We start from the raw sequence: 24,967 nt of genomic DNA on the forward strand, positions 1-24,967 counted from the left end.
CGCAGAATTTACCTACACCAGTGGAGAAATTACCCGCCCCCTAAGCCCGCTGCATTGCGCGGGCCCAGGGGTGGTTCAGGCGCGGACGCTTTCTGGCAGGGGCAACGCCAGCAGGCGCTCATCAAGCAGGCCAAGGCCTTCCTGGAACAGCTGGTTGCTGCGCTCGGTTTCACCCAACCCCGCCAGTAACCGAGCCAGCTCGGCGCAGGTTTCCGGGTTGCGCTCCATGCGCAGGCTGCTTTCCAGATAATCCCTGGCCTTGCCCCACAGACGGTTCTGCAGGCTCAGGCGGCCCAGGGTAAGCAGCAGGCTGGCGTCCTGCGGGTGCTCTTTGAGCCAACCTTCGGCGGTTTGCAGCTGACGCGCAGGGTCATCACCGCGAACCAGACCATACAGCCGGGCCAGGTGGCTTTCGTACTGGCGCTTGAGCGCAGCGCGCAGCACCTGCTCGGCCTCGCTTTGGGCGCCTGCCTGGCGTAGCTGCTCGGCATAGGCCAGCACTAGCTGCGGCTCCTGGCGCTGGGCAGACGTCAATTGCTGCCAGGCGCGTTCAAGGGCCTGCCGGGCGGTTTGGGCATCTTCACCACGGGTGGCTGCCAGGCTCAGGTTCTGGCCCCAGGCACGGCGCTCCAGCGCCGCCAGCTCGGCAGGCGGCAATACCTTGCCCTTGCGCAGGTCTGGCATCAGGCGGATCAGTGCCGACCAGTCGCCGCGCTCCAGGTGCAGGCGTTGCAGCAGGCGCAACACCTGGGTGTTGTGCGGATGGCGTTGTTGCATGGCCAGCAGTGTTTCCAAGGCGCCATCGCTATCCCCGCGGTCCATCTGCAACTGGGCATGGGTCAGGGCAACGGCCAGTTCGGCTTGCGGCTGGCGTTCCAGGGCGCGCTCCAGCAGGTTGTCGCTGTCTTCGATGCGGCCCTGTTCGTTCGCCGCACGTGCAGCACCCAGGTAATACATCAAAGGCTGGCGCTCGGCCTCGGCGGCACGGTGCAGGTGGCGCTGGGCACTGGCCCAGCGGCCCTCGGCAAGGTCCAGCTGCCCTTGCTCGACGGCCAGCCGATTACGCCGGCTGCGGTTGCGGCGCGACCAGGGGTTGACCGCACCGCTTGAGGCCAGCACCAGCCCAACCAGAAAGCGCAGCAACAACAACACCGCCACCACCGCAAGCAACCCCAACAGGGCAGCCCACAAGCCGGACTGATAACGGAAACTGCCATAGGACACCATCACGTAGCCGCTGTGGTTGGCCACGGCCACACCCAGTGCTGCGGCAACCACGATGGCCAGCACCGCCAGCAGGTACACGCGCTTCATGGCTTGCCCCCCTCGGCATCAGCCGGCAAGTGGCGGCGCTGGATGTAGTTTTGCACGGCAGCCAGGCTCTGGCTGAGGTCAGGGGTGACCACCGATACCGGCTGCTCGGCCAGAGCGTTGAGGCTGTCGAGCATGGCCTTGCTTTGCGGGTTATCGGCGTTGAAGTTGGCCACCAGCACGCTGCGGGCATCATCCAGTGCCTGGGTGTAGACCTTGGCATCACCGTTGAGCGCGGCCCACTGGGCCTGTTCGATGGTGAGGCTCAGTGCCAGGCGCAACTGGTTAAGTTGCTGGCCTGCCAACAGAGGCCGCACGTTGTCGTCGGCATTGAAGTCGATCTGGAAGTACTTGGAGATCTCCGACCACCACTGCGCCAGGCGGCTTGGGCCATCGCCATCTGCGGTGAGTGCGCCCATTGCATTGGCATCGCTGGAAAACTCCGGCGACTGGGCGCTGAGCTGTTGCACTTGCTCACGCTGGGCGGCCAGCTTGAGGAACAGGCCAGTGCGGTCGGGTTGCTGGGTGCTGCTGAGGGTAGCGAGGCTGCGGGCCAGTTGCTCGCGGGCAGCGAAGGCACCCGGGTCGCTCTGTTCGCGCAGAATTTCGTCCGCACCCTCGACCAGCGCCTTGGCACTGGTGATGTCCTGCAGGGCCGACAGGCGCAGGGTCGCCAGGCGCAGCAGGTGCTCGGCCTCGGCCAGGCGCCACTCCTTGCGGCTTTCGCCCAGCACAGTTTCAACCCGCTGGCTGAGGCGCTGCTGATCGCCTTGCAACTGGGCGACCAGCCGGCGGCGGTCTTCCAGCTCGCTGGCCGCCGGCAGGCTGGCCAACTGCGCGCTAATTTGCTGCTCACGCTGCTGCAGTGCCTCGGCGCGCTGGTTCAATGCTTCGAGGTGCTGGCCCTGGTCGAATTCATCGCCCTGCAGCTGGTGCACCTGCCAGGCACCCCAGCCACCGACGCCAACGCCCGCAGCGCCCAGCAGCAAGGCCAGCGCAGCCAGGCCGTTGCCGGAGCGTTTGCCGGAGGGGGGGGTGACGGGCTCCGTCGGCACCTGGGCCGCGGTTTGATCATTATTGGACAAGACAGTCTCGCTCACGTATCCATCCTTTGCATGGGGGCGCATCGCGTACAGCTTAGCGCCTAATCGGCAGGTGCAGCGCTGCGCTGCACGGCTGCCAGCAAGGCCGTGGCGCTGGCGCCACGGCAATCCACAACCTGTTGGGCCCCTGCGGCCCTGGCCTGTTCGGCTACCCGCGGGCTCGGCACGAACAGCGGCATGCGCGCAATCTGCGGCCACGCGGTGCCAGCCAGCTGCTGCAAGTGTTCGAAACCCTGCCCACTGCTGACCACCACGCCATTGAGGCGTTCCGCGTGGATGCGCTGCATCAGGGTACCTGCCGGGTAAGCAGGCAGGCAGCGACGATACAGTTCCAGATATTCGACGCTAGCACCTAGCTGTGCAAGACGCTCTGCCAGCAGTTCGCGACCTCCTACGCCGCGCACAATGAGCATGCGCGGGGCGGCACCCGCCACCGCCTGGCGCAGCGCTGGCACCGCCAGCAAGGCTTCGCTGTCATCGCCTGCCGCCGGGTAGCTCACGTGCAGGCCTGCCTGTTGCAATACGGCAGCGGTCGCTGCACCCACGGTGAACCAGCCGCGCGGCGGCATAGGCAGGCCACACGCGGCCACCTGTTCAAGCAGCAACCTGGCAGCCGGCTTGCTTACCACGATAATGCCGCCAAACTGCCCCAGCTCACCCAACAGTGCCCGTTGCCTGGCGTCGGGAAGTACAGGTTCAATGGCCAGCAAGGGCAGGCAACTGCTACCCACCCCGGCGTCAGCCAGGCTTTGCGACAGCGCCGCGCAGTCCTCGGCAGGCCGGGTCAGCAACAGGCGCCAGGGGCTCACGGGTGCCCGGCCTCGCCATAGACTTCCTTGAGGATAGCCTCGGCGCCCTGGCTCAGCAGGTCTTCAGCCACTTGCATGCCCAGGGCTTCTGCGTGCGTCCGTGGCGCGCGGGCCTGGGCAACCAGCAGAGTGCCGCCGTCAGGGTGACCAACCAGGCCACGCAGCCACAGTTGGTCCTGCTCGAGCACTGCATAGCACGCGATGGGCACCTGGCAGCCCCCGTTCAGGCGCTTGTTCAAGGCGCGCTCGGCGACTACGCGGTCGGCGGTTTCCTCATGGTGCAAGGCTGCCAGCAGCGCATGGATGTGCGCGTCGGCACTGCGGCACTCGATGCCGACCGCGCCCTGGCCGCCAGCGGGAAGGCTGTCATCGACGCTGATACTGTCGGTGATGCGGTCTTCGAAGCCCAGGCGAATCAGCCCGGCAGCCGCCAGAATGATCGCGTCATATTCGCCGGCATCGAGCTTGGCCAGGCGCGTATTGACGTTACCGCGCAAAAAGCGGATTTGCAGGTCGGGCCGGCGGGCCAGCAGCTGGGTTTGCCGGCGCAGGCTTGAGGTGCCGACGACACTGCCGGCCGGCAGCGCCTGAAGGCTGTCAAAGCGGTTGGAGACAAACGCGTCGCGCGGGTCTTCGCGCTCGCAGATGCAGTACAGCCCCAGGCCTTCGGGGAAGTCCATGGGTACGTCCTTCATCGAGTGCACAGCGATGTCGGCTTCGTTGTCGAGCAGGGCGTTTTCCAGCTCCTTGACGAACAGGCCCTTGCCGCCGATCTTCGCCAGGGGAGCATCCAACAGCTTGTCGCCGCGGCTCACCATCGGCACCAAGGACACGTGCAGGCCTGGGTGAGCCTGCTCAAGACGGGCTTTGACGTATTCGGCCTGCCACAGGGCCAATGCACTTTTACGGGTGGCAATGCGGATTTCGCGAGTGGACATGTAACGCCCCGATACATAGAAATGCCGCCGATGATAACAGCATCGTCGGAGGCACTAGCAGATGCGGGTCAACAGCGGGTGCGATGCTGAACCTGGGGCGGGAGTAGTGGGGGCAGGTGTATCAAGGCCGCTGGGCGGCCTGTCGCGGGCAAGCCCGCTCCTGTACAGAAGGCCGGCAACGTTAGAGGTTCTGCATCATTTTGCGCACACCGGCCACGTGGCGGCGGCTCACCGTGAGGGCGTCACCATCGAGCCCTTTGAGGTAAAGCTGGAAATGGCCGAGCGGCGTACGCTGCAGGCGCTCGATACGCTCACGGGCGACCAGTGCGTTGCGATGGATACGCACGAAGCGATCACCGAACTCGTCTTCCAAGGCCTTGAGCGGTTCATCCAGCAGCACCTCGCCACCTTCATGACGCAAGGTCACATACTTGTGATCGGCGATGAAATAGATCACCTGGGGTATGGGGATCAGCTCGATGCCTTTGCGGGTTCTGGCACTGATATGGCTACGTGGCCCACCCCCTTCGCTGCCCGGCCGGGTGAGCGCGGCCAGTTGCGCACGGTTGGGTTTGTCCGCCTTGCGCAGCGCGTCGCGCAGGGTTTGTGGCTGTATCGGTTTGGTCACATGGCTGAGGGTGCTGCCGTCGAATGCCTCGGCGCCATATTCGTCATCACCGGTGCAAAACACCAACGCCGGCGGCGCCTCGCGCTCGCACAGGCGCGCGGCCACCTGCAGGCCATCGAGCCCTGGCATGCCGATATCCAGCAAAACCACATCAGGCTTGAGGCTTTCAATCAGTGCAAGCGCTTCCTCGCCATTCGTGGCACTTGGCTCCAGCACGGTGTAACCCTCGAGTTCACCGAGCAATCGGCTTAGGCGTTCGCGGCCTTGGGGTTCGTCATCAACGATCAGGACATTCATAGTTGCGCTGGATTCCTGAATGAGTCTGCACGGTCATGGCGTAGACAGGTGTGAGTGGCGCGATGCTGCGTGTCACGCTCTAGACCGGTGCGATGGCCAAAGATTCACTGGAGCCGGCAGATTCGCTGCCCACCCCTTGTCAAACTGTAGACGGTCCGTGGAACACTGCCGTTCAATCCTGAAAATCTCTGCAACGGTTTTGCGCGGCCTTCGTCCGTCGATTAACTGCGCCTGGCGCCCTGCGGCAGCGGGCCCAACCCTGCTATCATCGCGGCAATTTTTTCGTTCACGCCTGCAATGAGTGAATTCATGAGCACTGACAAGACCAATCAGTCCTGGGGCGGCCGCTTCAGTGAGCCCGTCGACGCCTTCGTCGCCCGTTTCACCGCCTCGGTAGACTTCGACAAGCGCCTGTACCGCCACGACATCATGGGCTCGATTGCCCACGCAACCATGCTGGCACAGGTCGGCGTCCTCAGCGATGCCGAGCGTGACACCATCATCGATGGCCTCAAGACCATCCAGGTCGAAATCGAAGCCGGCACCTTCGATTGGCGCGTCGACCTCGAAGACGTGCACATGAACATCGAAGCACGCCTCACCGACCGCATCGGCATCACCGGCAAGAAGCTGCACACCGGCCGCAGCCGCAACGATCAGGTGGCTACCGATATCCGCCTGTGGCTGCGTGACGAAATCGACCTGATCCTGGGCGAAATCACCCGCCTGCAAAAAGGGCTGCTGGAACAGGCCGAGCGCGAAGCCGAAACCATCATGCCAGGCTTCACCCACTTGCAAACCGCCCAGCCGGTCACCTTTGGCCACCACCTTTTGGCCTGGTTCGAGATGCTCAGCCGCGATTACGAGCGCCTGGTCGATTGCCGCAAGCGCACCAACCGCATGCCATTGGGCAGCGCTGCACTGGCCGGCACCACCTACCCCATCGACCGCGAGCTCACGTGCAAGCTGCTGGGCTTCGAGGCCGTGGCAGGCAACTCGCTCGATGGTGTCTCGGACCGTGATTTCGCCATCGAATTCTGCGCTGCGGCCAGCGTGGCGATGATGCACCTGTCGCGCTTCTCGGAAGAGCTGGTGCTGTGGACCAGCGCGCAGTTCCAGTTCATCGACCTGCCAGATCGCTTCTGCACCGGCAGCTCGATCATGCCGCAGAAGAAGAACCCGGACGTGCCGGAGCTGGTGCGTGGCAAGAGCGGCCGCGTGTTTGGCGCCCTGACTGGCTTGCTGACCCTGATGAAAGGCCAGCCGCTGGCCTACAACAAGGACAACCAGGAAGACAAGGAACCGCTGTTCGACGCCGCCGACACCCTGCGCGACTCGCTGCGCGCCTTTGCCGACATGATCCCGGCCATTAAGCCCAAGCACGCCATCATGCGTGAAGCCGCCCTGCGTGGGTTCTCCACCGCAACCGACCTGGCCGACTACCTGGTGCGCCGTGGCCTGCCGTTCCGTGACTGCCACGAAATCGTTGGCCACGCGGTGAAGTACGGTGTAGACACCGGCAAGGACCTTGCCGAAATGAGCCTGGAGGAACTGCGCCAGTTCAGCGACCAGATCGAGCAGGACGTGTTCGCGGTGCTGACCCTGGAAGGCTCGGTGAATGCCCGTAACCACATCGGCGGCACGGCGCCTGCGCAGGTACGCGCGGCGGTTGCCCGTGGCACGGCGCTGCTGGCCCAGCGGGCCTAGGTGCCGCAGCGGCCTTGCGCATCGCGTCGCAAGGCCGCCCCCGTCACTGTTTGCGGTTACGCATCATCTCGAGGAAGGCCGGCATCGCCGCTTCCTTGTCTGCGACAATCCGTGCGACGTGCGGGTTCTCGCCCATCTGCTGCAGCAATGCCTTGGCCTGGGGGAAGTCCGCCAGCAAGTCGATGTTCAGCACTTTCTTGCCCACAGCGCTCGCCAGGTCAACCGAGAAGCAGAACATCAGGTCGGCCAGGGTCAGTTGATCGCCCGCCACGAAGGGTGCGAAACGCCCGTTGCGCTTGAGGGTGGCGAAGCCGGACAGCAACTCGGTGCGCGCCTTCTCCTTGACCAGCGGCTCCACAGGCGTGCCGAAGAACGCTTCGGCGTAGCAGGTGCGCGCAGGCAGCTCGATGTACAGCTCGATTTCCTTGACCAGCTCACGCACCTTGGCCTGGGCGAACGGGTCAGCCGGCAGCAGCGCCTTGCCGCCTTGGGTGTGCTCGATGTAATCGAGAATGACGCTGGTTTCACTCAAGAAACCGTGCTCGGTTTGCAGCACCGGCACCTTGCCACGTGGGCTGACTTCCAGTACCTGCGGGGTCTGGCCACTGAAGAACAGCACCTCTTCGAAAGGCACGCCCTTTTCCAGCAAGGCCAACTTGACCATGTTGTAGTAGTTGCTGACAGGGAATCCGTAGAGCTTGAGCATGGGTTGACAGCCTCCGGGCCGTAAGAAAATGGCACGGCTTTTATAGCCCCATCGCCCGCGCCTGACCAGCGTCATGCACGCGGTCGATGGCCGGGCATTGCCAATACAGCCGTGGCAAACTGTGCATCCCACAACAGGAGTTGCGCCATGAGCGAACATACCGACATCGACGATGATCAAGACGACGAGGCCTTTGCCGAGGCTACGTTGACGCAGGCAATCGAGAACCAGATCGAGAGCGGCGAGCCCCCTGCGGCCAAGGCCACGTTCAACAAGCTGACCCTGGTCGGCTACGCGCGCGAAGACATCCTGAACCTGATGGCACACGTTCTTGCCTTCGAGATCGACAACATGCTCAGCGAAGACCGCGAGTTCGACGGCCAGTGGTACGAAGCGGCGCTGCGCGCATTGCCTGAGCTGCCGCCTGAGATGGATCAAGGCGACGACGAATAAGCCGGCTACACTCCTAGGTCAGGCACCCCTTGCGGTGCCGCCATCCTTGTCTGGAAGTCAGGAGTCGCCATGTCCTTTTCCCCCGAATTGATCGCCGAACTGGAAGTACTTGCGCTGTTCAACCTCGACAGCAGCCAGGAAGGCATCAAGATTCACAACAACGCCTCCCCCACCCTGATCGCTGCGGCGCAGCGCCTGCACGACAAGGGCCTGACCGATCAGCCTGACGGCGGTTACCTGACCAGCCTTGGGCACGATGCGGTAGAGAGCGTGCAGTTGCTGCAGAACATCCTCAGATCACCGCAGCCAGCCTGAAACCCGAGCACCCCCGGTGGGAGCGGTTTCAGCCGCGAGCCCTGGGGGTGCGCCAGCACTGCGTCAGCTAACAGCGGCCCGGCGCTTTTCCATCAGCCGCGAGCGCCCGTACAGGAACACGATGGCCAGCAAGGCCACTGCCTGTGCCGACAGCGAATAGGCGTCGGCGTGAATCCCCAGCCAATCGAACTCAAAGAACGCCACCGGCCGGGTACCCAGCACGCCCGCCTCCTGCAATGCCTTCACGCCATGCCCTGCAAATACTACAGACAGTGCGCACAGCAGCGCGGCGTTGATGCTGAAGAACAGTGACAGCGGCAGCTTGGCCGAACCCCGCAAGATGACCCATGCCAAACCCACCAGCAGCACCAGTGCAGTAGCCCCGCCCGCCAATACCGCCTGGTGCCCGGCCGGCCCTGCCTGTAACCACAGGGTTTCGTAGAACAGGATCACTTCGAACAATTCCCGGTACACCGAAAAGAACGCCAGCATGGCGAAGCCGAACCGGCCACCACCGCTGACCAGGCTGCTCTTGATGTAGTCCTGCCAGGCTGCGGCGTGGCGACGGTCATGCATCCACACCCCCAGCCACAGCACCATCACCGCAGCAAACAACGCCGTGCAGCCTTCGAGCAGTTCGCGCTGAGCGCCACCGACATTGATCACATAGGCAGCCAACGCCCACGTAGCGAAGCCCGCAACCAGTGCCAGGCCCCAGCCGATGTTGACGCTGCGCACCGCCGACTGCTGGCCCGTGTTACGCAGGAAGGCCAGGATTGCTGCCAGCACCAGAATGGCTTCCAGGCCTTCACGCAGCAGGATCAGCAGACCAGACACATAGCTCAGCGACCAGCTCAGCCCATCGCTGCCCAGCAACTTGGCGGCTTGGTCCAGCTTGGTTCTGGCTTCGGCCAAGCGCTGCTCGGCCTGGGCGATGGGCAAGCCATCCTGCAATGCCTGCCGGTATGCCATCAGGGATTTCTCGGTGTCCTTGCGGGCCTGGGCGTCGATGTTGTCCAGCGAGCTTTCTACCAGCTCGAAACCCTCCAGGTAGGCCGCTACTGACAGGTCGTAGGCCTGGTCATGGTCGCCTGCACGGTAAGCGGCGAGGCTCTTGTCCAGGGTAGTGGCGGTGTACTCGAGCAATTGCGCCGGGCCGCGCTTGACCTGCGGTGGCTGGGCGCGCTGAGCGCGGAACGCCTGCACGGCTGCTGCACCTTCGTTGGCTGCCACTTCCGCGGGTGTCTGGCGCGCAAGGTCGGCCAGGTTCCACACCTTGTCGCCCTTTGCCGCTTGCGGGTTGGCAGTGAAGCTGGCGATATACGCCGCCACATCCCAGCGCTGGCGGTCGTCCAGTTGGTCAGCAAACGATGGCATCTCGGTACCGTCGATCCCCAGAGCCAGCGTGTTGTAGAGGTCGAACAAGCTCAACTGGTCGAGGCGTTCGGTATTACGCAGGTTGGCGGGGGCCGGCTCCAGGCCGACACCAGCCGGGCCATCGCCCGCCCCGGTATCACCGTGGCAGATCGAGCAGTTTTGCGCATAAAGCGATGCGCCACGGGCCGGGTCGGGGGTGATCACCGGGGCTTGGCTCACCTCGTAGGCTACGGCCAAGCGAGCGCCCAACTGGCGAGCCTGCTTGGCGACTGCGGCGCCATCCTGACGCTGGTCGATGGCCTGGCGAAGGGCCTGGATGCCTTGCTGCAGCGCGTTGTGTTCGGCGTTGGCCGGCAGGCTGTTAACCAGATCAGCCAGCACAGCACTGAATTCCTGCTGCTCACGGTACTCGCCACTGTCGACTACCTTGCCATCGCGCACGGTGGGCGGGTAATCCGCACCAATGTAGTCAAGCAAGTGCAGCGCTTTGGCGGCCTCAGCGGGCGCCTCGGCCTGCGCCAGGGTGCTGCATAGCGCCAGCACTGGACCAAGCAGCAACGCGGGCAGCCAGGACAGCAGACGGGTACGGGTTTTCATGGCCAGTCTCGGAGGGAATGCGAAAGAGAACATTGTTCACTTCCACTCAGCTTGCCTCAAGGTTTGTGGGCAGATTTCATGAAAAATCTTGCTACAAATCAGTCGGCGGTCAACTCCGCATTACCAAGAGCCAGCGTCTGCAGCCAAGCTAAGGGAGCAGCCCTGCCGGCTATTGGCCTAAGGCTTGGCGCTCTCCCTCCAGCCGCCACCCAATGCAAGGAACACCCCAATCTGCCCCACCGCCACCTGGCTGTTCGCCGCCGCCAGTTGCGCACGCATATCGGTGTAGGTGCGTGTTGCCTGCAAGTCCGCCAAAAACGATTCGCGCCCTGCCTGGTAATAGCGGTGGGTCTGGTCTGCCGCTTCTTTCGCCGACCTTTCTGCCTCGGCCAGTGCATCACGGCGGTCAAGCAAGGCGCTGTACTGGGCAAGCCGGGTCTGGGTTTCGCGAATGGCGTTCAGCACCACACCATCAAAATGGGCCAACGCCGCCTGGGTAGAGGCTTCAGCCATGCGAATGCGCGCCCGGGTGCCATTGGTAGGGATGGACCAGCTGATCTGCGGACCAAAGCCCCAGCGGTTGGTTGCAGGCTCGCCCAGGTTGTCAAGGATGCCAATGGTACCGACCTGGGCACCGATGCTGATGTCTGGGTACAACGCGCCGGTAGCAACGCCAATAGTGGCTGTAGCAGCAGCCAATTGCCGCTCGGCCTGGCGCACGTCAGGCCGGCGCTTGAGCAGCGCCGCGCCATCGCCGACCGGTACCAACTGATGAAGCTGTGGCAGTTCGGCACACTCGGCAGTGCCGGCCGGCAACTGATCCACCGGCTTGGCCAGCAGCGCTGCCAGGGTATACAAGCCCGTTTCACGCTCGGCCTTGAAGCGCGGCAACTCGGCGCGCAACGATTTGAACTGGGTTTGCGAGCGGGTAACCTGCGTTTCATCGCCACGGCCCGCATCACGCAGGCGCTGGCTGAGTTGCACACTCTGCTGCTGCAGGTCGAGTGACTCGCGGGCAATGTGGTATTCCTCGTTGGCCGAGCACACCTGGGTATAGGCCTTGACCACATCTGCCACCAAGGTAATGCGCGCCGTGTCGGCAGCCGCCTGCACCGCATCGGCATTGGCCTTGGCAGCCTCGGTACCGCGCTTGAAGGTGCCCCACAGGTCGAACTGGTACGAGGCGCTGATGATCGCCTCGCCGATGTTGGCCACCGGCACTTTTTCGGTCAGCAGGAAGGCTTCACCCGACTCTTGCAGGCGTTGCGCACCGGCCTTGACGCCGCCGCTGAAGCCGCCCTGGGATTCGGCAACGTCGACCTGAGCGCGAGCCTTGGCGATGTTGGCAGCGGCAACCCGCAGCTCGGTATTCGCGCTAAGCGCCTGGCGCACCAAGGCATTGAGGCGTGGGTCCTGATACAGCTGCCACCAGCCCTCGGGCACCGGTGCCGACACCACGCTGGCACTGTCCTGGCGCAACGGGCCGTTGAGGTCGCTGCGCTGCACGGCCGCGTCCTTGGGCACTTCATAGTCGGGGCCGACCATCATGCAGGCGCCCAGCGACAGGCAGAGCCCCGCCAGCATCAGCTGTTTCATGGCTACTGGCCCTCCACGATCGAAACTGTAGCGGTACGCCCGGCGACCATTCGGAAGTCCGGAGGCACTTCGTCGAAGGCGATGCGCACCGGAATACGCTGTGCCAGGCGCACCCAGCTGAAGGCAGGGTTGACGTTGGGCAGCAGGTTCGCGCCGCTGCTGCGGTCACGGTCCTCGATGCCGGCTGCGAAGCTTTCTACATGCCCGCGCAGGCGGGTGTTGTCGCCCATCACGCGGATATCCACCGCGTCACCAATGTGGATGCCACCCAGCTTGGTTTCTTCGAAGTAGCCATCGACGTGGTACGACGCGCTGTCGACCACCGACAACACCGGCCGCCCTGCGGTGACGAACTCATGGTTGCGCGGCGCGCGGTCGTTGAGGTAACCGTCCACCGGGCTGCGCACCACCGAGCGGTCAAGGTTCAGCTGCGCGGTATCCACCGCCACCTGGGCCTCGCTGACCGCAGACCGGGCACGGGCTTCACGCGACTGGCTTTCTTCCAGTTGCTCGGCAGCCACCAGGTTGCCCAGCTTGCGATTGCGCCGGGTTTCCCGCGACGCCTGGGCCAGGGTTTCCTGGCGTTCACCAAGGGTGGCCTTGGCCTGGCGCAGGGCCAGGGTGAAACGGTCCTGGTCGATGGTGAACAGCACATCGCCGCGTTTGACGGTTTGGTTGTCGCGCACCTCCACCTTCTGGATGAGCCCGGACACGTCCGGGGCAATCTGGATTACGTCGGCACGGATGTGGCCGTCGCGGGTCCAGGGGGCGAACAGGTAATACACCACCATCTGCCACACAAGTACGGCGGCAAAGGTCACGACCAGCAGGGTAAGGACCACACGGCCCAGCGTCAGCAAAGGTTTTTTCATGGCAGCATCAGGCTTCGACAAAAATGGTCCACCGCACCGAGCAGTACGGCGTAAAGGGCAACGTTGAACAGTGCGCGGTGCCAGACCAGGCGGTAGAAGTGCACGCGCACAAGCACCGCATGCACCCCCAGAAACAGCAGGTAGGTCGCAAACATCATCACCAGCAGCGTGGGCAGGAATACCCCGCTGATATCCAGTTCACCAATCACAGTGGCGCTCCATCCAGCCCGGGAGGCAGTTGCGGTTGTTCGGCAGGCTCCAGCATTACCTCCACCCCGGGCAGAAGCGCCAGGCGCAAGCCGGCCAGGGCATGCAGCAGGTGAGTACGGGCCGCGCCGCGTTCATGCGGGTTATCCAGGTTAAGTGCCAGGCGTGCACGCTCCATGCTGCGCAGCAGCGCTGTTGACGCATGCAGGCGCTCGCCGACACGCAGGCAGGCGGCGTAATGCGCTCCCACTTCCTCGATGACTGTGGCCAGGCGCTGGCGGCCTTGCTGCCCCGCGCGCGGCATGTAGGCCAGCAGGTCCAACAGGTTGAGCCCCACGCGCAGGTCGCGCAGTGCTACACCGCTGTCCTGGCCGGTTTGCGACAACCGCGGCAGGTGCTGCATCAGGCGGTCGAGCATCTGCACCCCCACCTTGCGGTGCTCCGCGAGAGTGGCCGGCTCAGTCATCTCGACGATGTCGCGCCAGGTGAAGCGGGTCATGCGTTTGGCCGCCAGTTCCACACCGAACGGGCGCATCACCAAGGTCCACACAAAGGCGAACAGCAGCCCCACCGGCCCGGCCAGGTTGGAATTGAGGAAGGTGAAGAAGTCCGCGTCGTACGCCCCCTGAATGCTGATGAAGGTGGAGGTGTTGACGATGGTCAGCAGGGTGCCCAGGTAGAAGCGCGGCTGCACGGTCAGTGTGCCAATGCAGATGAAAGGCACGGCGAAGGCCAGCACCAGCATCGGGAAGTCGTGCAGGTTGGGCAGCACCAGGAACAGGTACAGGCTGGAGAAGATCACCGACATCAGGGTCCAGAAGAAGAACCGGTAGATCTGTGGCGCCGGGTCATCCATGGCGGCGAAGAAACTGCATGACACCGCCGCCAGGATCACCGCACTGGCGCCGTCATTCCAGCCCAGGCCAATCCACAGCCCGCATGCCACGATGATCGCCAGCACGGTGGACGCTACCGAGTACAGCATCAGGCCGCGGTCAAAGAACGGCTTCAGACGGGCCAGGCGCCAGTGCCGATACACGGCACGCCACGGTGTGGCATCGTCGCTGCGCAGCGCATGCTGCAGGGTGCAGCAGTCCTGCCACAGGTCGACCCACTCGGTGAGCCGGTACAGCGCGTTGGACAGCAGCAACTCGGCACGCTGGTCGAGGGCCTCGGCCCCTGGCTGCAGGCGGTCGATGTCGGCATGCAGGGCAGCCCAGCGCCCGATCGAGGCGCTGTCGGCAGTGCCCGCGAGCCATTGCCGGGCGGCATCCAGCACAGGTTGCAGTTGTTCGAACTGCTGTGGCGCACGGCCGTGCAACGCCGTCAGCGCGTCATCCAGGGCATCGAGCACCGGCAGCAGGTGGATCATGCGCCCGCGCAGTTCGCGTACGTTCTTCAAGGTGTGGGGGCCGGCGCCTTCATGGCCGAGCTGGCCGATCATCAACTCCAGGGAGTTGAACGTGGTTACCATGGCCCCGCGCGTGCCACCCACGTCACTGGTGCCAGACAGCCGCGCCAGGTAGCTGTCGCTGTAGCGGATGGCATCGTTGAACCAGTTGCCGGTCGCACCCACAACCACCGGCGCCAGCCGGCGTGGCCAGAAAATGGCCCCGACCACTGCCGCACAGACAATGCCCAGGCAGATTTCCTGAGCCCGGGAGGAGGCCACGTCGAAAACCGCCAGCGGGTTGTCGACCACGGCCAAGGCGATCATCGGCAAGGTGTAACCGGCCAGCATCAGTACATAGTTATTGGCGGTACGCAGGTTCAGCGAGAGGAACAGCAAGGTACCGGTCCACAGGGCAATGGCGATGCTGAGCAACAACGGCGACTGCACCAGCGGCGGTACCAGCAGCACGGCCCCGGCGGCGCCCAGCAAGGTACCCAAGGCGCGGTACAGTGCCTTGGAGCTGGTAGGGCCGAGGAACGGGCTGGAGACGATGTACACCGTAGCCATGGCCCAGTAAGGGCGTGGCAGTTGCATCAGCAGCGCGATGTACAACGCGATCATGGAGGCGGCAAAGGTGCGCACACCATAAAACCAGTCACGGGCCGGCGGTACCGAACTGAAGAAACCGTTCATGCCGGGCCACCCGCGCTGCCCAGGCCGGCTGCTTCGAAGGCACGCAGCACGCGCAACGCACCGTCCAGGTCCGCCTGGTCGACACCGCCCAGCACATCGCCACGCAACCTGACCAGTTCGGCTTCGATGGCTTCGGCCAGGGTGCGGCCTGCGTCGGTCAGGCTCAGGGCCTTGGCCCGCCGGTCCAGCGGGTCTTCACTGCGCACTACCAGGCCGGCTTTGCACAGCTGGTCGAGCAGACGTACCAGCGAAGGGCTCTCCAGGCCGGCAGCCTGGGCCACGGCAACCTGGTGCACACCATCGCCCAGGCGCACGATCATCAGCAGCGGCGCCGCGCAGGCCTCGGAGATACCGTAGCCGGTCAACGCGTTGTGGCAGATGCGCCGCCAGTGGCGAGCAGCAACCACCAGGCCACTGCTGACCTGCAGGCGCAGAAGATCAAGGGACATAGGTAGACCAGCTATATTCATAGTTTGCTAACTATCAATATACGCCTGGCCCTCCCCCTCTCGTCAACCGCTGCCGACGGAGGGCACGCCGCAAAGGCTGCACATCACGGGTGAATCTGGTCTTCCAGTTTCATTGTCAGGGCCAGGGTGCTGCCCATCTGCACGGCGCGGTCCCGCCACTGTTCGTAGCGCACCTTGTCGCGGCTGCTGAAATGCACAGCCAGCTCCTCGGCCGCCTGTACCACCCCCGCTGCGGCAGCCAGTTCAAGCCAGTACAAGGCAGGCTTGAGCTCAGCCTGCACGTACAGCCCATGCATCAGGCGGTAACCGACTTCGAAGCGGCAGCGCGCCTCGCCCTGCTCGGCGCCGCGCAGGAACCACTGGTAAGCCTGCGCAGGGTCTACCTGCCATTGAAGCTCGCCGTCACACACTTCTTCTTCCAGCAGGTCGCCCAACGCGGCAGCGGCATGCAACATGCCCCGCTCGAAGGCCTGCCGGTAGCACTCTGCTGCCTGCATGTAGGAAGGCTCGACGCCCTTGCCAAAGTAGTGTTGCTGCCCAAGGTTGAACCATGCCGCTGCACTCCCCTGCAACGCTGCCATGCGCAACAGGTGCCCCGCCAGCACGGTATCGGCACGCCAGTACTTGCCATTCAGCCAGATCCAGCCCAGGTCATTGAGGGCTGCCACATTGCCCTGCAACGCTTGTAGCCGCAGGTCGCGATACACCGCCTGCAGGTCGCTGGCCTCGTCCAGGCGGCTGACCAGCAGGGAGCGTTGGCTGGGCAGCCCGACCCCGGCAAACAACCGCTGTCGCTTCCCCACGGCGGCTGGCGGGGTGATGACCCGCTCGGGAAGAAGGCGGGCAAGCAGCGAATGGATATTGCTGGCAGCAGACATGTTCATCCTCATTGAACGACGCACAACCCCAACCTTCGGCTGTGATGAGGCGTGATTCTGCGGGACGGCACGTCAAAACCTGTCGCGAACGATACGGTACCAGGCAACCAAACGTCACTTACTTGATCTGAGCGGTCTGTGGCCAATTGCCATGCCCCTCGCATGCCGCCATCCTATTGCGGCAAGCCTAGACAAGGACGTTATCTTTTGCCGTTCGCCACCACTCGCGCCACCTTAAGCCGTCAGTGGGCACTGCTGCGCCAGTTGCCCAGCCGCTCCCCCGGCATCACCAGCTCCGAACTGGTCTGGCGGCTGCGAGACCTGGGCTTTAGCGTCAGCAAACGCACCGTAGAGCGTGACCTCAACGAGCTGTCACTGATCTTTCCACTGGAGCGCAATGACAAGAGCATCCCGTTCGGCTGGCACTGGTCGGCCAGTGCCGTGGGTGAATTGCGCGGCAGTTCGGACCTGCTCGCCCATTTACGCGGTGATGCCGTGCTGCCTGTGCAGGGCGACGGCATCGAACTGGTTGCCCGCATCAGTGACACGCTGGCCCGGCAACTGCGCGAAGCGCCATTGAGCAGCGACATGCAGTTGACGGCGCACAAGCAGGGCCATCAGCTGCGGGCCACGGTCAGCGATGGTTGCCCATTGCGGTGGTGGCTGTTGAGCCAGGGTGATGCGGTGGTGGTCGAGCAACCGGCGCAGTTGCGGGACGAGATTGGCAAGATCCTGACCAATGCAGCAGCGCAGTATCATGACCTGAAACCGTAGCAGGTCAGCGCTGCATACCCCAGCGGCGCACGGTCAACCGCTCGAGGGTATTGAATACCAGGCCCTCCACCAGCAACCCGATCAGAATCACCACCGCAAGCCCGGCAAACACCTTGTCGGTGTACAGCTCGTTGCGGTTCTGGAAGATGTACCAGCCAAGGCCGCCTTTGCCGCTGCTGGCGCCGAACACCAGCTCTGCTGCAATCAGGGTGCGCCAGGCGAATGCCCAACCAATCTTGAGCCCGGACAGGATCGACGGCAGGGCTGCCGGCACCAGGATGTGCAGCACCAGCCGCAGCCCTTTCAGGCCATAGTTGCGCCCCGCCATGCGCAAGGTTTCGGACACGCCGAGAAAACCGGCATAGGTATTGAGCGCCAACGCCCACAGCACGGAGTGCACCAGTACGAAGATCAGGCTGTTGTCGCCCAGCCCGAACCACAGCAAGGCCAGTGGCAACAGGGCAATCGCCGGCAACGGGTTGAACATGGAGGTCAAGCTGCCCAGTAGGTCACGCCCCAGCTGGGTCGACACCGCCAGGCTGGTGAGGCCGAAGGCCAGGATGATCCCAAGCACGTAACCCTTGAGCAGGATGACGAGCGACACGCCAACCTTGGCCGGCAACTCACCGCTGACCAGGCCGCCCCACAGCGCCGTGGCTGTCTGCAGGAAAGTCGGCAGCAACAGGTCGTTGTCCTGGTAACGGGCAACGGCCTCCCACAGCAGGGCGAGCACCACCAGGATAACCGCCTTGCGCAGCCAGCCGTGTTGCCACAGGCGCTGAGCCAACGGCAGGTTGCGTTCCACAGGCACACTGAGCAACGGCTCCAGCTGCACCTCGTATTCCTGGCGTACAGGGGTAGTGGTCATGGCTGAAGCTCCTGTCAGTAGGCGATGCGGATGTCGTTGAAGCCAAGGCCTTCGGCGTGTTCGGGGGTATCGGCTTCATCGAACAGCAAGCGGTGGATGCGCCGGGCACTGGCCTGGAAATCGCTGCCACCCAGGCTGCCAAGGCCGTATTGGTGGCTGTGCACTTCGGCGCGTACCCGCCCAGGGTGGGGCGAGAGCAGCAAAATGCGGTTGCCTACCACCAGGGCTTCCTCGATGGAGTGGGTAACGAACAGCAGGGTGAAGCGCACCTCCTCCCACAGCAGCAGCAATTCTTCCTGCATCTTGCGCCGGGTCAGCGCGTCGAGCGCCGCGAAGGGCTCGTCCATCAGCAGGATCTTCGGCTGCGTGGCCAAGGCCCTGGCAATGGCCACGCGCGCTTTCATGCCGCCCGACAGGGTGTGTGGGTAGGCATCTGCAAAGGCTGCCAGGCCGACTTTCTCCAGGTAGTGCAGCGCCCGCTCTTCAGCCTCTGCGCGTTTCAGTTGGCCCGATACCAACAGCGGGAACATCACGTTCTGCTTCACCGTCTTCCAGGGCGGCAACTGGTCAAACTCCTGGAACACGACGATACGGTCCGGGCCGGGGCCGCTGACCGGCTGCCCCTGCAGCACAATCTGCCCCGCCTGGGGCTGAATGAAGCCAGCCACGGCCTTGAGCAAGGTGGACTTGCCGCAACCGGATGGGCCGAGCAGCACGAAGCGGTCCGCCGGGTCTACCTCGAAACTCACCTGGTGCGTGGCGCGCACCACGCGTTGCCGGGTACGGTATTCGAGGGTGAGGTTATCCACTTTCAGCAGCGGCGGCGTGGCCGCACGGATGAGGTTGCTGACCGTGTGGCCTGGCAATGATGCAGTCATGCGCTCAGCTCCCCTGCAGCGGGCGTTCATCCTGGAAGAAGTAGTCCTTCCACGATTCAGGCTTGTGCTTGATGGCGCCTACCCGGTAGAGAAATTCGGCAAGCTTGTAGGTGTTCTTTGGGGTGACGGTGAATTCGTACTGCGGGTTGTCGATCAGTTTGATCAATGTTTCACGGTCGATCTTGGCATTGGTCACGCGGATGTAAGTGTCGGCAGCGGCCGCCTTGTCACTCTGGGCAAAGGTGGCAGCTTCAGCCAGGGCATCGACAAACGCCTTGTAGGTCTTGGGGTTGTCCTTGCGGAATTTTTCAGTCGCAAACAGCAGGGTGGGCGAATTCGGCCCGAGGAGGTCGTAGCTGTTGAGCACCACATGCACGTTCTTGTTGGCCAGCGCCTGGTCCTGGAACGGCGGGTTGGAGAAATGGCCGTTAAGCTCCGTACCCCCTGCCAGCAGTGCGGCAGTGGCATCAGGGTGCGGTACGGCAAGGGTGTATTTGTCCAGCCGGTTGTACTGGGCGTCGCCCCACTGCTGCGCTGCCGCGTATTGCAGGAAGCGCGACTGCACAGACACACCCACTGCCGGCACTGCGATGCGGTCTTTGTCTGAGATATCAGCGATGGTTTTCACAGCAGGGTTGCTGCTGACCAGGTAATACGGGAAGTTGCCCAACGAGGCCACGGCCTTGACGTTCTGCCGCCCCTTGGTGCGGTCCCAGACGGTAAGCAGCGGGCCTACCCCTGCCCCCGCGATATCCACCGAGCCAGACAGCAATGCGTCATTGATGGCAGAGCCGCCAGACAACTGGGCCCAGTCGACTTCGATGTCGAGGCCCTGCTGCTTGCCGTGCTTTTCGATCAGGTGCTGGTCTCGCACTACGTTCAACAGCAGGTAGACGATGCCGAACTGTTCGGCGATGCGGATCTTGCCTTCGGCATGAGCCAGGTTAGGGGCAGCCAGGCTGCCCACGACCAAGCTTGCGCCCAGGCCGATGCTTGCCGCCAGGCGGCTGATGGATTTGCGCATGATGGTTTCCTCAGTCGTCAGAACGGGGCATCGCCCTGGATGGTGGTGCGGTAGAGTTTGCGCCGCAGGTGCGCGGGGCAGCCGGCGGCCAGATGGATGAGCGAGCGGTTGTCCCAGAACACCAGGTCGTGCGGCTGCCACTGATGGCGGTAGATGTTCTGCTCCAGCACGCTCAGGGCGTAGAGCTGCTGCAGCACGTCACGGCTTTCATCGTCCGGCAGGCCGACGATGCGGGTGGTAAAACCTTCGCTGACGAACAGGGCCTTGCGGCCGTTCTCGGGGTGCGTGCGCACCACCGGGTGGATCACTTCCTGAACCTGGGCCAGCTGCTCGGCGGTAAGGGTGGGGCGCCAGTTGCCTTCGAACTTGGTTTCGGCATAGCGCGCGGTATAGGAGTGCGCGGCATCGCGCCCGGCAATGACCTTGCGCAGCGCATCGGGCACAGCCTCCCAGGCCTTGTGCATGTCGGCGAACAGGGTGTCGCCGCCTTCGCTGGGCAACTCCTGGGCGTGCAACATCGAACCCAGGCTGGGCAACGCTTTGTACGACAGGTCTGAATGCCAGAACTTGCCGGCATCGCCCAAGCCGATGTTCTGGCCGTTCTCGACGATGTTGGAAACAATCAGAATTTCCGGGTGGCCGGCCAACAGGAACTGTTTGAGCACGTGGATCTGCAACTCGCCGAAGCGGCGGCTGAAGGCAATTTGTTGCTGGGGGCTGATGCGCTGGTCGCGGAACACCAGCACATGGTGATCGAGGTGAGCGCGATGGATACGGCTGAAATCATCGGCATTGACCGGCTGGGCAAGGTCCAGGCCGATAATCTCGGCGCCAACGGCACCGGAGAACGGGCGGATTTCGAAGCGTTGCGGCTGGGCGCTGTCGAGGGTCGACAAGGCGTTCGAGGCGGCTGGCATTTTTCACTCCACGCAGTGCGCGACTCCAGGACGCGCAACGATCAGAAACGCACGGGGTATTCCCGTGTGGGTTCAAGTCGTGCGGCGCATCGATTGGTCGACGGGTACGCAGTGGGGTGAACTATAAATGCATAAGAAAAATTATTTAAATACTCTTAAAGAATAAACATAGTTCGTCCATTCCGGCTCGATCCGCGATCAGATCAAGCCACCCTCCTCTTCCTCTTCGATCAGGTTGTTGAGGCTGCTGAGCGCCTTGCGCGCTGTGGAACGATTCAGCAACTTGGCCTGGGCACCGGGTGGCAGGTCGGTAATCTTGAACACGCCCTTGGCAGTGAGCACATCGATCAGGTCCTCGAGCACACGGATCATGTCCAGGTCGCTTTGCTTGAGCTGGTTCAGGCTGTTTTCCACGACGTCATCAGCGAACCACTCCTGGATGTCGGCATGGTCGGCCGGGAGCATTTCGGTGAATTCGTCAAAAGCGGCTGCTTCTACCCGCAGCAACTGGCCGGCAGCGTCGCGTTGCACGTAGAACATGGCAGAGTCCCTCGTCACAGTGGTTCCTTGTCAGTAGACAGCAGCATAGGCAAAAAGCGCCGGGCACGTTGGCCCGGCGCCGGATTATGCGCTGTGGTGGTTAGGCGGGGAAGCCTGGCTGGCGCATTGGGGCGGCGCTGGAGGCCGCCCCGTGCACAGTTATCAGCTGTCCTTGTTATGGATGATGATGGTCGGGTCGGCACCGCTGATCAACGAGTTGATCGTCTGGTTGGACCAGTTCACACCTTCCAGCTTGATGGTGACATCGACGTTGGCCAGGCCACCGGTAGCATTGAGCTTGCCTTCACTGCTGACCTGGAGCGTGGTCGTACCTTCCACCGTGGTGAGCTTCAGGTAGTTATCGATCGTACTGCCCTTCTCGCCCTGCAGCAGGTCCTTGAGGTCGATACGGTCGCCTTCACCCTTGTTGAAGTCCTTGATCACATCGTTGCCGTAGTCGCCGGCCTTCCATACGAAGGTGTCGGCACCACTGCCACCGATCAGGATATCGTCACCCGGGCCACCAATGAGGATGTCGTTGCCGGAGCCGCCCAGCAGGATGTCATTGCCCTTGCCACCGTCCAGTGTGTCGTTGCCGCCTTGGCCAAAGAGAATATCGTTGCCGTTACCGCCCGACAGAATGTCGTTGCCGTCGTTGGTACCGGAGATATCGAACTCTTTGTAATGCTCGGTGATGTACTGGTGCATCGCCTTGCTGTCCACGGCACTGGAATCCACACCGGTCTTCATCGCGACATAGTTCTGCAGCGCTTCAATGCCGTTGCCTGCAACCGACGGCATGGTGATCAGGTCGCCGAAGATGATGTCGTTACCGTCACCGCCATTGACCGTGTCATTGCCTGGCGCCGTGGCGTCGGTATGGCCGAGTACCGCATTGGCCAGGTTGGAGGCGTCAATGTTGGTTTGCGGATTGCCGTCAGAGTCGTAAGGCTTCAGGTCATCGGTATTTACACCGCTGCCGATACCAATGGCTTCGATGGTTGGCGACAACGCCTTGAGCAAGGCGAATGCGCTCTTGGAGTTGCTGACGGTGTCGGCGTCGGCGTAGTTACCTTGGCCAGCAAGGCTCGACAGCTCATACGTACCATCACCCTGCGCATGCAGCACGCCGCTCACAGCCGTGCTCCAGCCCCAGAAGCCGGCCTTGTACACAGCCAGATTGCCGTTGCTGTCAATCTGCAGGACGTTGTTGTTGTCCAGGTTGACGTTCACGGTCTGGCCAAGCTTGTAATTGATCGACGACAGGTAGGCATCCATCATGATGTTTGCCTTACTGCTGCTGTAGCTGACAAGCGTAGGGTTGGTCCTCTCGCCGGTCTGGTAGAACGTAGGCTGGCCGTCGGTGATGAAGAAGGTCTGGTTAGTACCGGACACACCCGCATCTTTCAGGTTCTGGAACCAGTTTGCCGTGGTCTTGAACGCATCTTCGTAGTTGGTGCCGCCGTCGGCACTCATTGCGCTGAGTGCGTTTTTCAGTGTTTGCAGGGCGGAACCATCGGACAGGTTCACCGAAACGGTCGATTTCACCTGGGTGGCGAAGTCCACCAGCAGCACGTTGACCGTACCGGATGTGGAACCCTTCACGCTGTTGGACAGGGTGGTGAACACAGACTGCAGTGCTTTCTGCGCAGCATCCACCGAGTTCTTCATGCTGCCCGAAGTATCCACGATGAATGCCAGGTTGTAGCTCTGCCCTGGGGTCACATGGAAGCCGCCGATATCAGACACGATGATCTCGTTGGCGCCGGTACCGGTAAAGTTGTCGCTGTCGGCGGTCAGGTTGGTGGACGTGTAGGTATCCCCGTACACCGTGACCTTGATCGTGCCTTCGTTGACTGCCTTGCTGCCGCCAACACTCTCGGTGGAGGTAGAGGTGACCTTCACGTCGAACTGGCCCTGGTAGTAGGCCGGTGGCTTGATGGTGAGGCTGCCCAGCTTCCAGCCGGTAACATCCACACCCGACGCGCCCACGGTGGCGGTATGGCCAGCACCATCACTGACGACCGAGCCTGCCGGGATACCGGACAGCTTCACGTTCAGGCTTTCAGAGCCGTCGGTGTCGGTCAGCGCGGTAGAGATACCGACCAGTTTGACCGTGCCATTCTCAGGCCCTTCGTTGAGCTTGTAGCCGTCGTAGTAATTCTGGCCGTTGACCGTGTGCATGTCGGACACGCTCAGGCCAGCGTTACCCATCTCGGTGACGTTCTGGTACATCTTGATGTTCGAGCTGCTCAGGTCCGTCACGGCACCGGAGCCCACCTGGATATTCAGGTCATAGCTACCCGGGCCAGACTGGTTGGCATGGTAGATCTCGATTGGGTAATAACCCGAGGAGGCCGGCGTGAAGGTGCCGGACACCTGGCCACCACCGCCCCAGGTGGTGGTGACCACAGCCTTGCCGCCTACGTTCACCAGGAAGCTGTCGTCAGCCGTACCGCTGAAGGTGTAGGTTTTGCCAGCTTCCAGGTAGATCAGGCCGGACGTCTTCGAACCGGTACCCGCGTTCACGTTGCCGTCGGACTGCACGTTGGTGATGGTGCCGCTGGAATTGGCGTTGCCAGAGTTGGCAAACACCGTCTTCAGCTCGTCGCCGGTAATACCGTTGCCGCCGGTGCCCAGGTTTTTAAGGCTGGTCCACACTTCCTTGGTCAGCCCTTTGGACTCGACATCGGCACTGCCGATTGTCAGCGTCGGCATGTCGGCCACCGGGCTGATGTCGACCTTCATGGTCACTTCGGTGCCCAGGTTGGTGCCATCGTTGGGTTTGTACTTGAACTGTGCGTAGTCAGCCTGCTGGTTGCCCACTCCGGTGCCGCCGTAACCATCGGCGCCGGACTGGTTGAGCAGCGGCACAAACTTCAACTTGCTGGCAGTGATGTCCGCCTGGCTGACCACCTGGCCCACGGTGACGTTGGTCCAAGCAGTGCCATTGAAGAACTTCAGGCTGCCGGCAACCGGCAGCGAAGTGATGGTCACAAACAGGCCGGTGTTGCCGTCTGGGTCGGTTACCTTGAAGTCATTCCAGGCGAACACGTAGTCGGTATCTTCGACGCCGTACACGGCACCGCCCGGCGACACAGGCAGGTTGTCGTTGTCGATGATGGCCGTAGTGACGCTGCCCTTGCTGCTGTCCACCTGCAAGTTTTCGAAGTTGCCACCGGTGGCACTGTCGATCTTCACAGTGAAGTTCTCGGTACCTTCCACCAGCTTGTCATCGATGGTCGGTACGTCGAAGGTCACCCCGGAGCTGTTGGCCGGGATCTTGACGGTGGTAACGCCCGTGAAGTCTTCACCGTTCTTGGCGGTGCCGGAATAGCTGAGGGTGACGGTGACTTCGGCTTTCGACGGATTGCTCAGGGTCAGTGTGTAGTGGGCCGTTTCACCTTCGGTCAGTGATGTGGTGCCGCTGATGCCCACGGTGGTCAGGTCGCCCTGGCCCGCAGGTTCGTCGGTCACGGCGGTGGTCACCGAAGCCTTGTTGGCTACCAGGTTCTCGAACTGCTTGTCGCCAGCCACTGCCAGGTCGGTGATCGCCTTCACGATGGAAGGCTGGCCGCCCACATACACGTCGTCTGGTGCGTTGATGCTCACGGTG

At 63.0% G+C, this 24,967-nt stretch carries 23 protein-coding genes; 4 read left to right on the forward strand and 19 right to left on the reverse strand.

Going from position 1 to position 24,967, the window contains the following annotated elements; translation table 11 throughout:
- Positions 1-75: 75 nt before the first annotated feature.
- From IAE36_RS19155 to IAE36_RS19175, 5 genes are all read right to left on the reverse strand, one after another.
- Entirely contained in the window at positions 76-1,314 is a 1,239-nt protein-coding gene (locus tag IAE36_RS19155) for a heme biosynthesis HemY N-terminal domain-containing protein (RefSeq protein WP_201214027.1), read from the reverse strand.
- Positions 1,311-2,411 carry a uroporphyrinogen-III C-methyltransferase gene (locus IAE36_RS19160; RefSeq protein ID WP_201214028.1) on the reverse strand — a complete coding sequence of 367 codons (1,101 nt, stop codon included), beginning with the start codon at positions 2,409-2,411 and terminating at the stop codon, positions 1,311-1,313. The genes IAE36_RS19155 and IAE36_RS19160 overlap by 4 nt, the downstream gene beginning before the upstream one ends.
- Before the next feature lie 44 nt (positions 2,412-2,455).
- Positions 2,456-3,223: a uroporphyrinogen-III synthase gene (locus tag IAE36_RS19165; protein ID WP_028635552.1), complete on the reverse strand. Its 768-nt coding sequence runs from the start codon at positions 3,221-3,223 to the stop codon at positions 2,456-2,458.
- Positions 3,220-4,161: a hydroxymethylbilane synthase gene (gene hemC / locus IAE36_RS19170; RefSeq protein WP_201214029.1), complete on the reverse strand. Its 942-nt coding sequence runs from the start codon at positions 4,159-4,161 to the stop codon at positions 3,220-3,222. The genes IAE36_RS19165 and hemC overlap by 4 nt, the downstream gene beginning before the upstream one ends.
- A 181-nt stretch (positions 4,162-4,342) precedes the next feature.
- Positions 4,343-5,086, reverse strand: coding sequence for a LytR/AlgR family response regulator transcription factor (locus IAE36_RS19175; protein ID WP_201214031.1), 744 nt, complete (start codon positions 5,084-5,086; stop codon positions 4,343-4,345).
- 309 nt (positions 5,087-5,395) lie between these two features.
- Between IAE36_RS19175 and argH the strand changes: the two genes are divergently transcribed.
- The gene (argH, locus tag IAE36_RS19180; protein WP_201214033.1) at positions 5,396-6,793 is read left to right on the forward strand and encodes an argininosuccinate lyase; all 1,398 of its coding nucleotides are present in this window, start codon (positions 5,396-5,398) and stop codon (positions 6,791-6,793) included.
- A 43-nt stretch (positions 6,794-6,836) separates the two neighbouring features.
- Here argH and IAE36_RS19185 read toward each other — a convergent pair whose 3' ends face one another.
- On the reverse strand, positions 6,837-7,499 hold the full coding sequence (locus IAE36_RS19185; RefSeq protein WP_060482997.1) for a glutathione S-transferase: 663 nt from the start codon (positions 7,497-7,499) through the stop codon (positions 6,837-6,839).
- A gap of 147 nt (positions 7,500-7,646) precedes the next feature.
- Here IAE36_RS19185 and IAE36_RS19190 point away from each other — a divergent pair, with 147 nt between their 5' ends.
- Together IAE36_RS19190 and IAE36_RS19195 are read left to right on the forward strand one after the other, a co-directional pair.
- On the forward strand, positions 7,647-7,952 hold the full coding sequence (locus IAE36_RS19190) for a hypothetical protein (protein WP_028635557.1): 306 nt from the start codon (positions 7,647-7,649) through the stop codon (positions 7,950-7,952).
- A gap of 69 nt (positions 7,953-8,021) precedes the next feature.
- A complete protein-coding gene (locus tag IAE36_RS19195) occupies positions 8,022-8,267 on the forward strand; it encodes a TIGR02647 family protein (protein ID WP_201214035.1) in 246 nt (81 codons plus the stop codon).
- Between the two features lie 63 nt (positions 8,268-8,330).
- On the opposite strand, the gene IAE36_RS19200 is transcribed toward IAE36_RS19195, so the two are convergent.
- From IAE36_RS19200 to IAE36_RS19230, 7 genes are all read right to left on the reverse strand, one after another.
- Positions 8,331-10,274, reverse strand: coding sequence for an FTR1 family protein (locus IAE36_RS19200; protein ID WP_201214037.1), 1,944 nt, complete (start codon positions 10,272-10,274; stop codon positions 8,331-8,333).
- Between the two features lie 144 nt (positions 10,275-10,418).
- Positions 10,419-11,837, reverse strand: a complete 1,419-nt coding sequence (locus tag IAE36_RS19205) for an efflux transporter outer membrane subunit (protein WP_201214039.1) — start codon at positions 11,835-11,837, stop codon at positions 10,419-10,421.
- Positions 11,838-11,839: 2 nt separating this feature from the next.
- Positions 11,840-12,709, reverse strand: coding sequence for an efflux RND transporter periplasmic adaptor subunit (locus IAE36_RS19210; RefSeq protein ID WP_028635561.1), 870 nt, complete (start codon positions 12,707-12,709; stop codon positions 11,840-11,842).
- Entirely contained in the window at positions 12,706-12,918 is a 213-nt protein-coding gene (locus tag IAE36_RS19215; protein WP_028635562.1) for a DUF1656 domain-containing protein, read from the reverse strand. Before IAE36_RS19215 ends, IAE36_RS19210 begins: the two co-directional genes overlap by 4 nt.
- Positions 12,915-15,002, reverse strand: a complete 2,088-nt coding sequence (locus IAE36_RS19220) for an FUSC family protein (RefSeq protein ID WP_201214040.1) — start codon at positions 15,000-15,002, stop codon at positions 12,915-12,917. The genes IAE36_RS19215 and IAE36_RS19220 overlap by 4 nt, the downstream gene beginning before the upstream one ends.
- Complete coding sequence (locus IAE36_RS19225) at positions 14,999-15,451, reverse strand: MarR family winged helix-turn-helix transcriptional regulator (RefSeq protein WP_201163874.1); 453 nt, start codon at positions 15,449-15,451, stop codon at positions 14,999-15,001. Before IAE36_RS19225 ends, IAE36_RS19220 begins: the two co-directional genes overlap by 4 nt.
- 104 nt (positions 15,452-15,555) lie before the next feature.
- The gene (locus IAE36_RS19230) at positions 15,556-16,350 is read right to left on the reverse strand and encodes a tetratricopeptide repeat protein (protein WP_201163875.1); all 795 of its coding nucleotides are present in this window, start codon (positions 16,348-16,350) and stop codon (positions 15,556-15,558) included.
- Positions 16,351-16,557: 207 nt separating this feature from the next.
- On the opposite strand from IAE36_RS19230, the gene IAE36_RS19235 reads away from it, so the two are divergent.
- A complete protein-coding gene (locus IAE36_RS19235; protein WP_201214041.1) occupies positions 16,558-17,124 on the forward strand; it encodes a WYL domain-containing protein in 567 nt (188 codons plus the stop codon).
- Positions 17,125-17,128: 4 nt separating this feature from the next.
- On the opposite strand, the gene IAE36_RS19240 is transcribed toward IAE36_RS19235, so the two are convergent.
- The 6 genes from IAE36_RS19240 to IAE36_RS19265 all read right to left on the reverse strand — a co-directional run.
- Complete coding sequence (locus IAE36_RS19240) at positions 17,129-17,992, reverse strand: ABC transporter permease (protein WP_028635567.1); 864 nt, start codon at positions 17,990-17,992, stop codon at positions 17,129-17,131.
- 14 nt (positions 17,993-18,006) lie between these two features.
- Positions 18,007-18,870, reverse strand: a complete 864-nt coding sequence (locus IAE36_RS19245) for an ABC transporter ATP-binding protein (RefSeq protein WP_201214042.1) — start codon at positions 18,868-18,870, stop codon at positions 18,007-18,009.
- Between the two features lie 4 nt (positions 18,871-18,874).
- Positions 18,875-19,894: an ABC transporter substrate-binding protein gene (locus IAE36_RS19250; RefSeq protein WP_201214043.1), complete on the reverse strand. Its 1,020-nt coding sequence runs from the start codon at positions 19,892-19,894 to the stop codon at positions 18,875-18,877.
- A gap of 17 nt (positions 19,895-19,911) precedes the next feature.
- A complete protein-coding gene (locus IAE36_RS19255; protein ID WP_201214044.1) occupies positions 19,912-20,811 on the reverse strand; it encodes a TauD/TfdA dioxygenase family protein in 900 nt (299 codons plus the stop codon).
- A 198-nt stretch (positions 20,812-21,009) separates the two neighbouring features.
- Complete coding sequence (locus tag IAE36_RS19260) at positions 21,010-21,351, reverse strand: hypothetical protein (RefSeq protein WP_028635571.1); 342 nt, start codon at positions 21,349-21,351, stop codon at positions 21,010-21,012.
- Positions 21,352-21,513: 162 nt separating this feature from the next.
- The coding region (locus IAE36_RS19265; protein WP_201214045.1) for a type I secretion C-terminal target domain-containing protein at positions 21,514-24,967 on the reverse strand (3,454 nt) is incomplete at its 5' end.

The organism is Pseudomonas sp. S36, assembly GCF_016647875.1.
Lineage (GTDB): Bacteria > Pseudomonadota > Gammaproteobacteria > Pseudomonadales > Pseudomonadaceae > Aquipseudomonas > Aquipseudomonas parafulva.

Bases quoted from the DNA above. Each gene is read 5' to 3' on its own strand.
- IAE36_RS19155 (WP_201214027.1), bottom strand. From the start codon at position 1,314: ATGAAGCGCGTGTACCTGCTGGCGGTGCTGGCCATCGTGGTTGCCGCA.
- hemC (WP_201214029.1), bottom strand. From the start codon at position 4,161: ATGTCCACTCGCGAAATCCGCATTGCCACCCGTAAAAGTGCATTGGCC.
- IAE36_RS19175 (WP_201214031.1), bottom strand. From the start codon at position 5,086: ATGAATGTCCTGATCGTTGATGACGAACCCCAAGGCCGCGAACGCCTA.
- argH (WP_201214033.1), top strand. From the start codon at position 5,396: ATGAGCACTGACAAGACCAATCAGTCCTGGGGCGGCCGCTTCAGTGAG.
- IAE36_RS19185 (WP_060482997.1), bottom strand. From the start codon at position 7,499: ATGCTCAAGCTCTACGGATTCCCTGTCAGCAACTACTACAACATGGTC.
- IAE36_RS19190 (WP_028635557.1), top strand. From the start codon at position 7,647: ATGAGCGAACATACCGACATCGACGATGATCAAGACGACGAGGCCTTT.
- IAE36_RS19195 (WP_201214035.1), top strand. From the start codon at position 8,022: ATGTCCTTTTCCCCCGAATTGATCGCCGAACTGGAAGTACTTGCGCTG.
- IAE36_RS19200 (WP_201214037.1), bottom strand. From the start codon at position 10,274: ATGTTCTCTTTCGCATTCCCTCCGAGACTGGCCATGAAAACCCGTACC.
- IAE36_RS19205 (WP_201214039.1), bottom strand. From the start codon at position 11,837: ATGAAACAGCTGATGCTGGCGGGGCTCTGCCTGTCGCTGGGCGCCTGC.
- IAE36_RS19210 (WP_028635561.1), bottom strand. From the start codon at position 12,709: ATGAAAAAACCTTTGCTGACGCTGGGCCGTGTGGTCCTTACCCTGCTG.
- IAE36_RS19220 (WP_201214040.1), bottom strand. From the start codon at position 15,002: ATGAACGGTTTCTTCAGTTCGGTACCGCCGGCCCGTGACTGGTTTTAT.
- IAE36_RS19225 (WP_201163874.1), bottom strand. From the start codon at position 15,451: ATGTCCCTTGATCTTCTGCGCCTGCAGGTCAGCAGTGGCCTGGTGGTT.
- IAE36_RS19230 (WP_201163875.1), bottom strand. From the start codon at position 16,350: ATGTCTGCTGCCAGCAATATCCATTCGCTGCTTGCCCGCCTTCTTCCC.
- IAE36_RS19240 (WP_028635567.1), bottom strand. From the start codon at position 17,992: ATGACCACTACCCCTGTACGCCAGGAATACGAGGTGCAGCTGGAGCCG.
- IAE36_RS19245 (WP_201214042.1), bottom strand. From the start codon at position 18,870: ATGACTGCATCATTGCCAGGCCACACGGTCAGCAACCTCATCCGTGCG.
- IAE36_RS19250 (WP_201214043.1), bottom strand. From the start codon at position 19,894: ATGCGCAAATCCATCAGCCGCCTGGCGGCAAGCATCGGCCTGGGCGCA.
- IAE36_RS19255 (WP_201214044.1), bottom strand. From the start codon at position 20,811: ATGCCAGCCGCCTCGAACGCCTTGTCGACCCTCGACAGCGCCCAGCCG.
- IAE36_RS19260 (WP_028635571.1), bottom strand. From the start codon at position 21,351: ATGTTCTACGTGCAACGCGACGCTGCCGGCCAGTTGCTGCGGGTAGAA.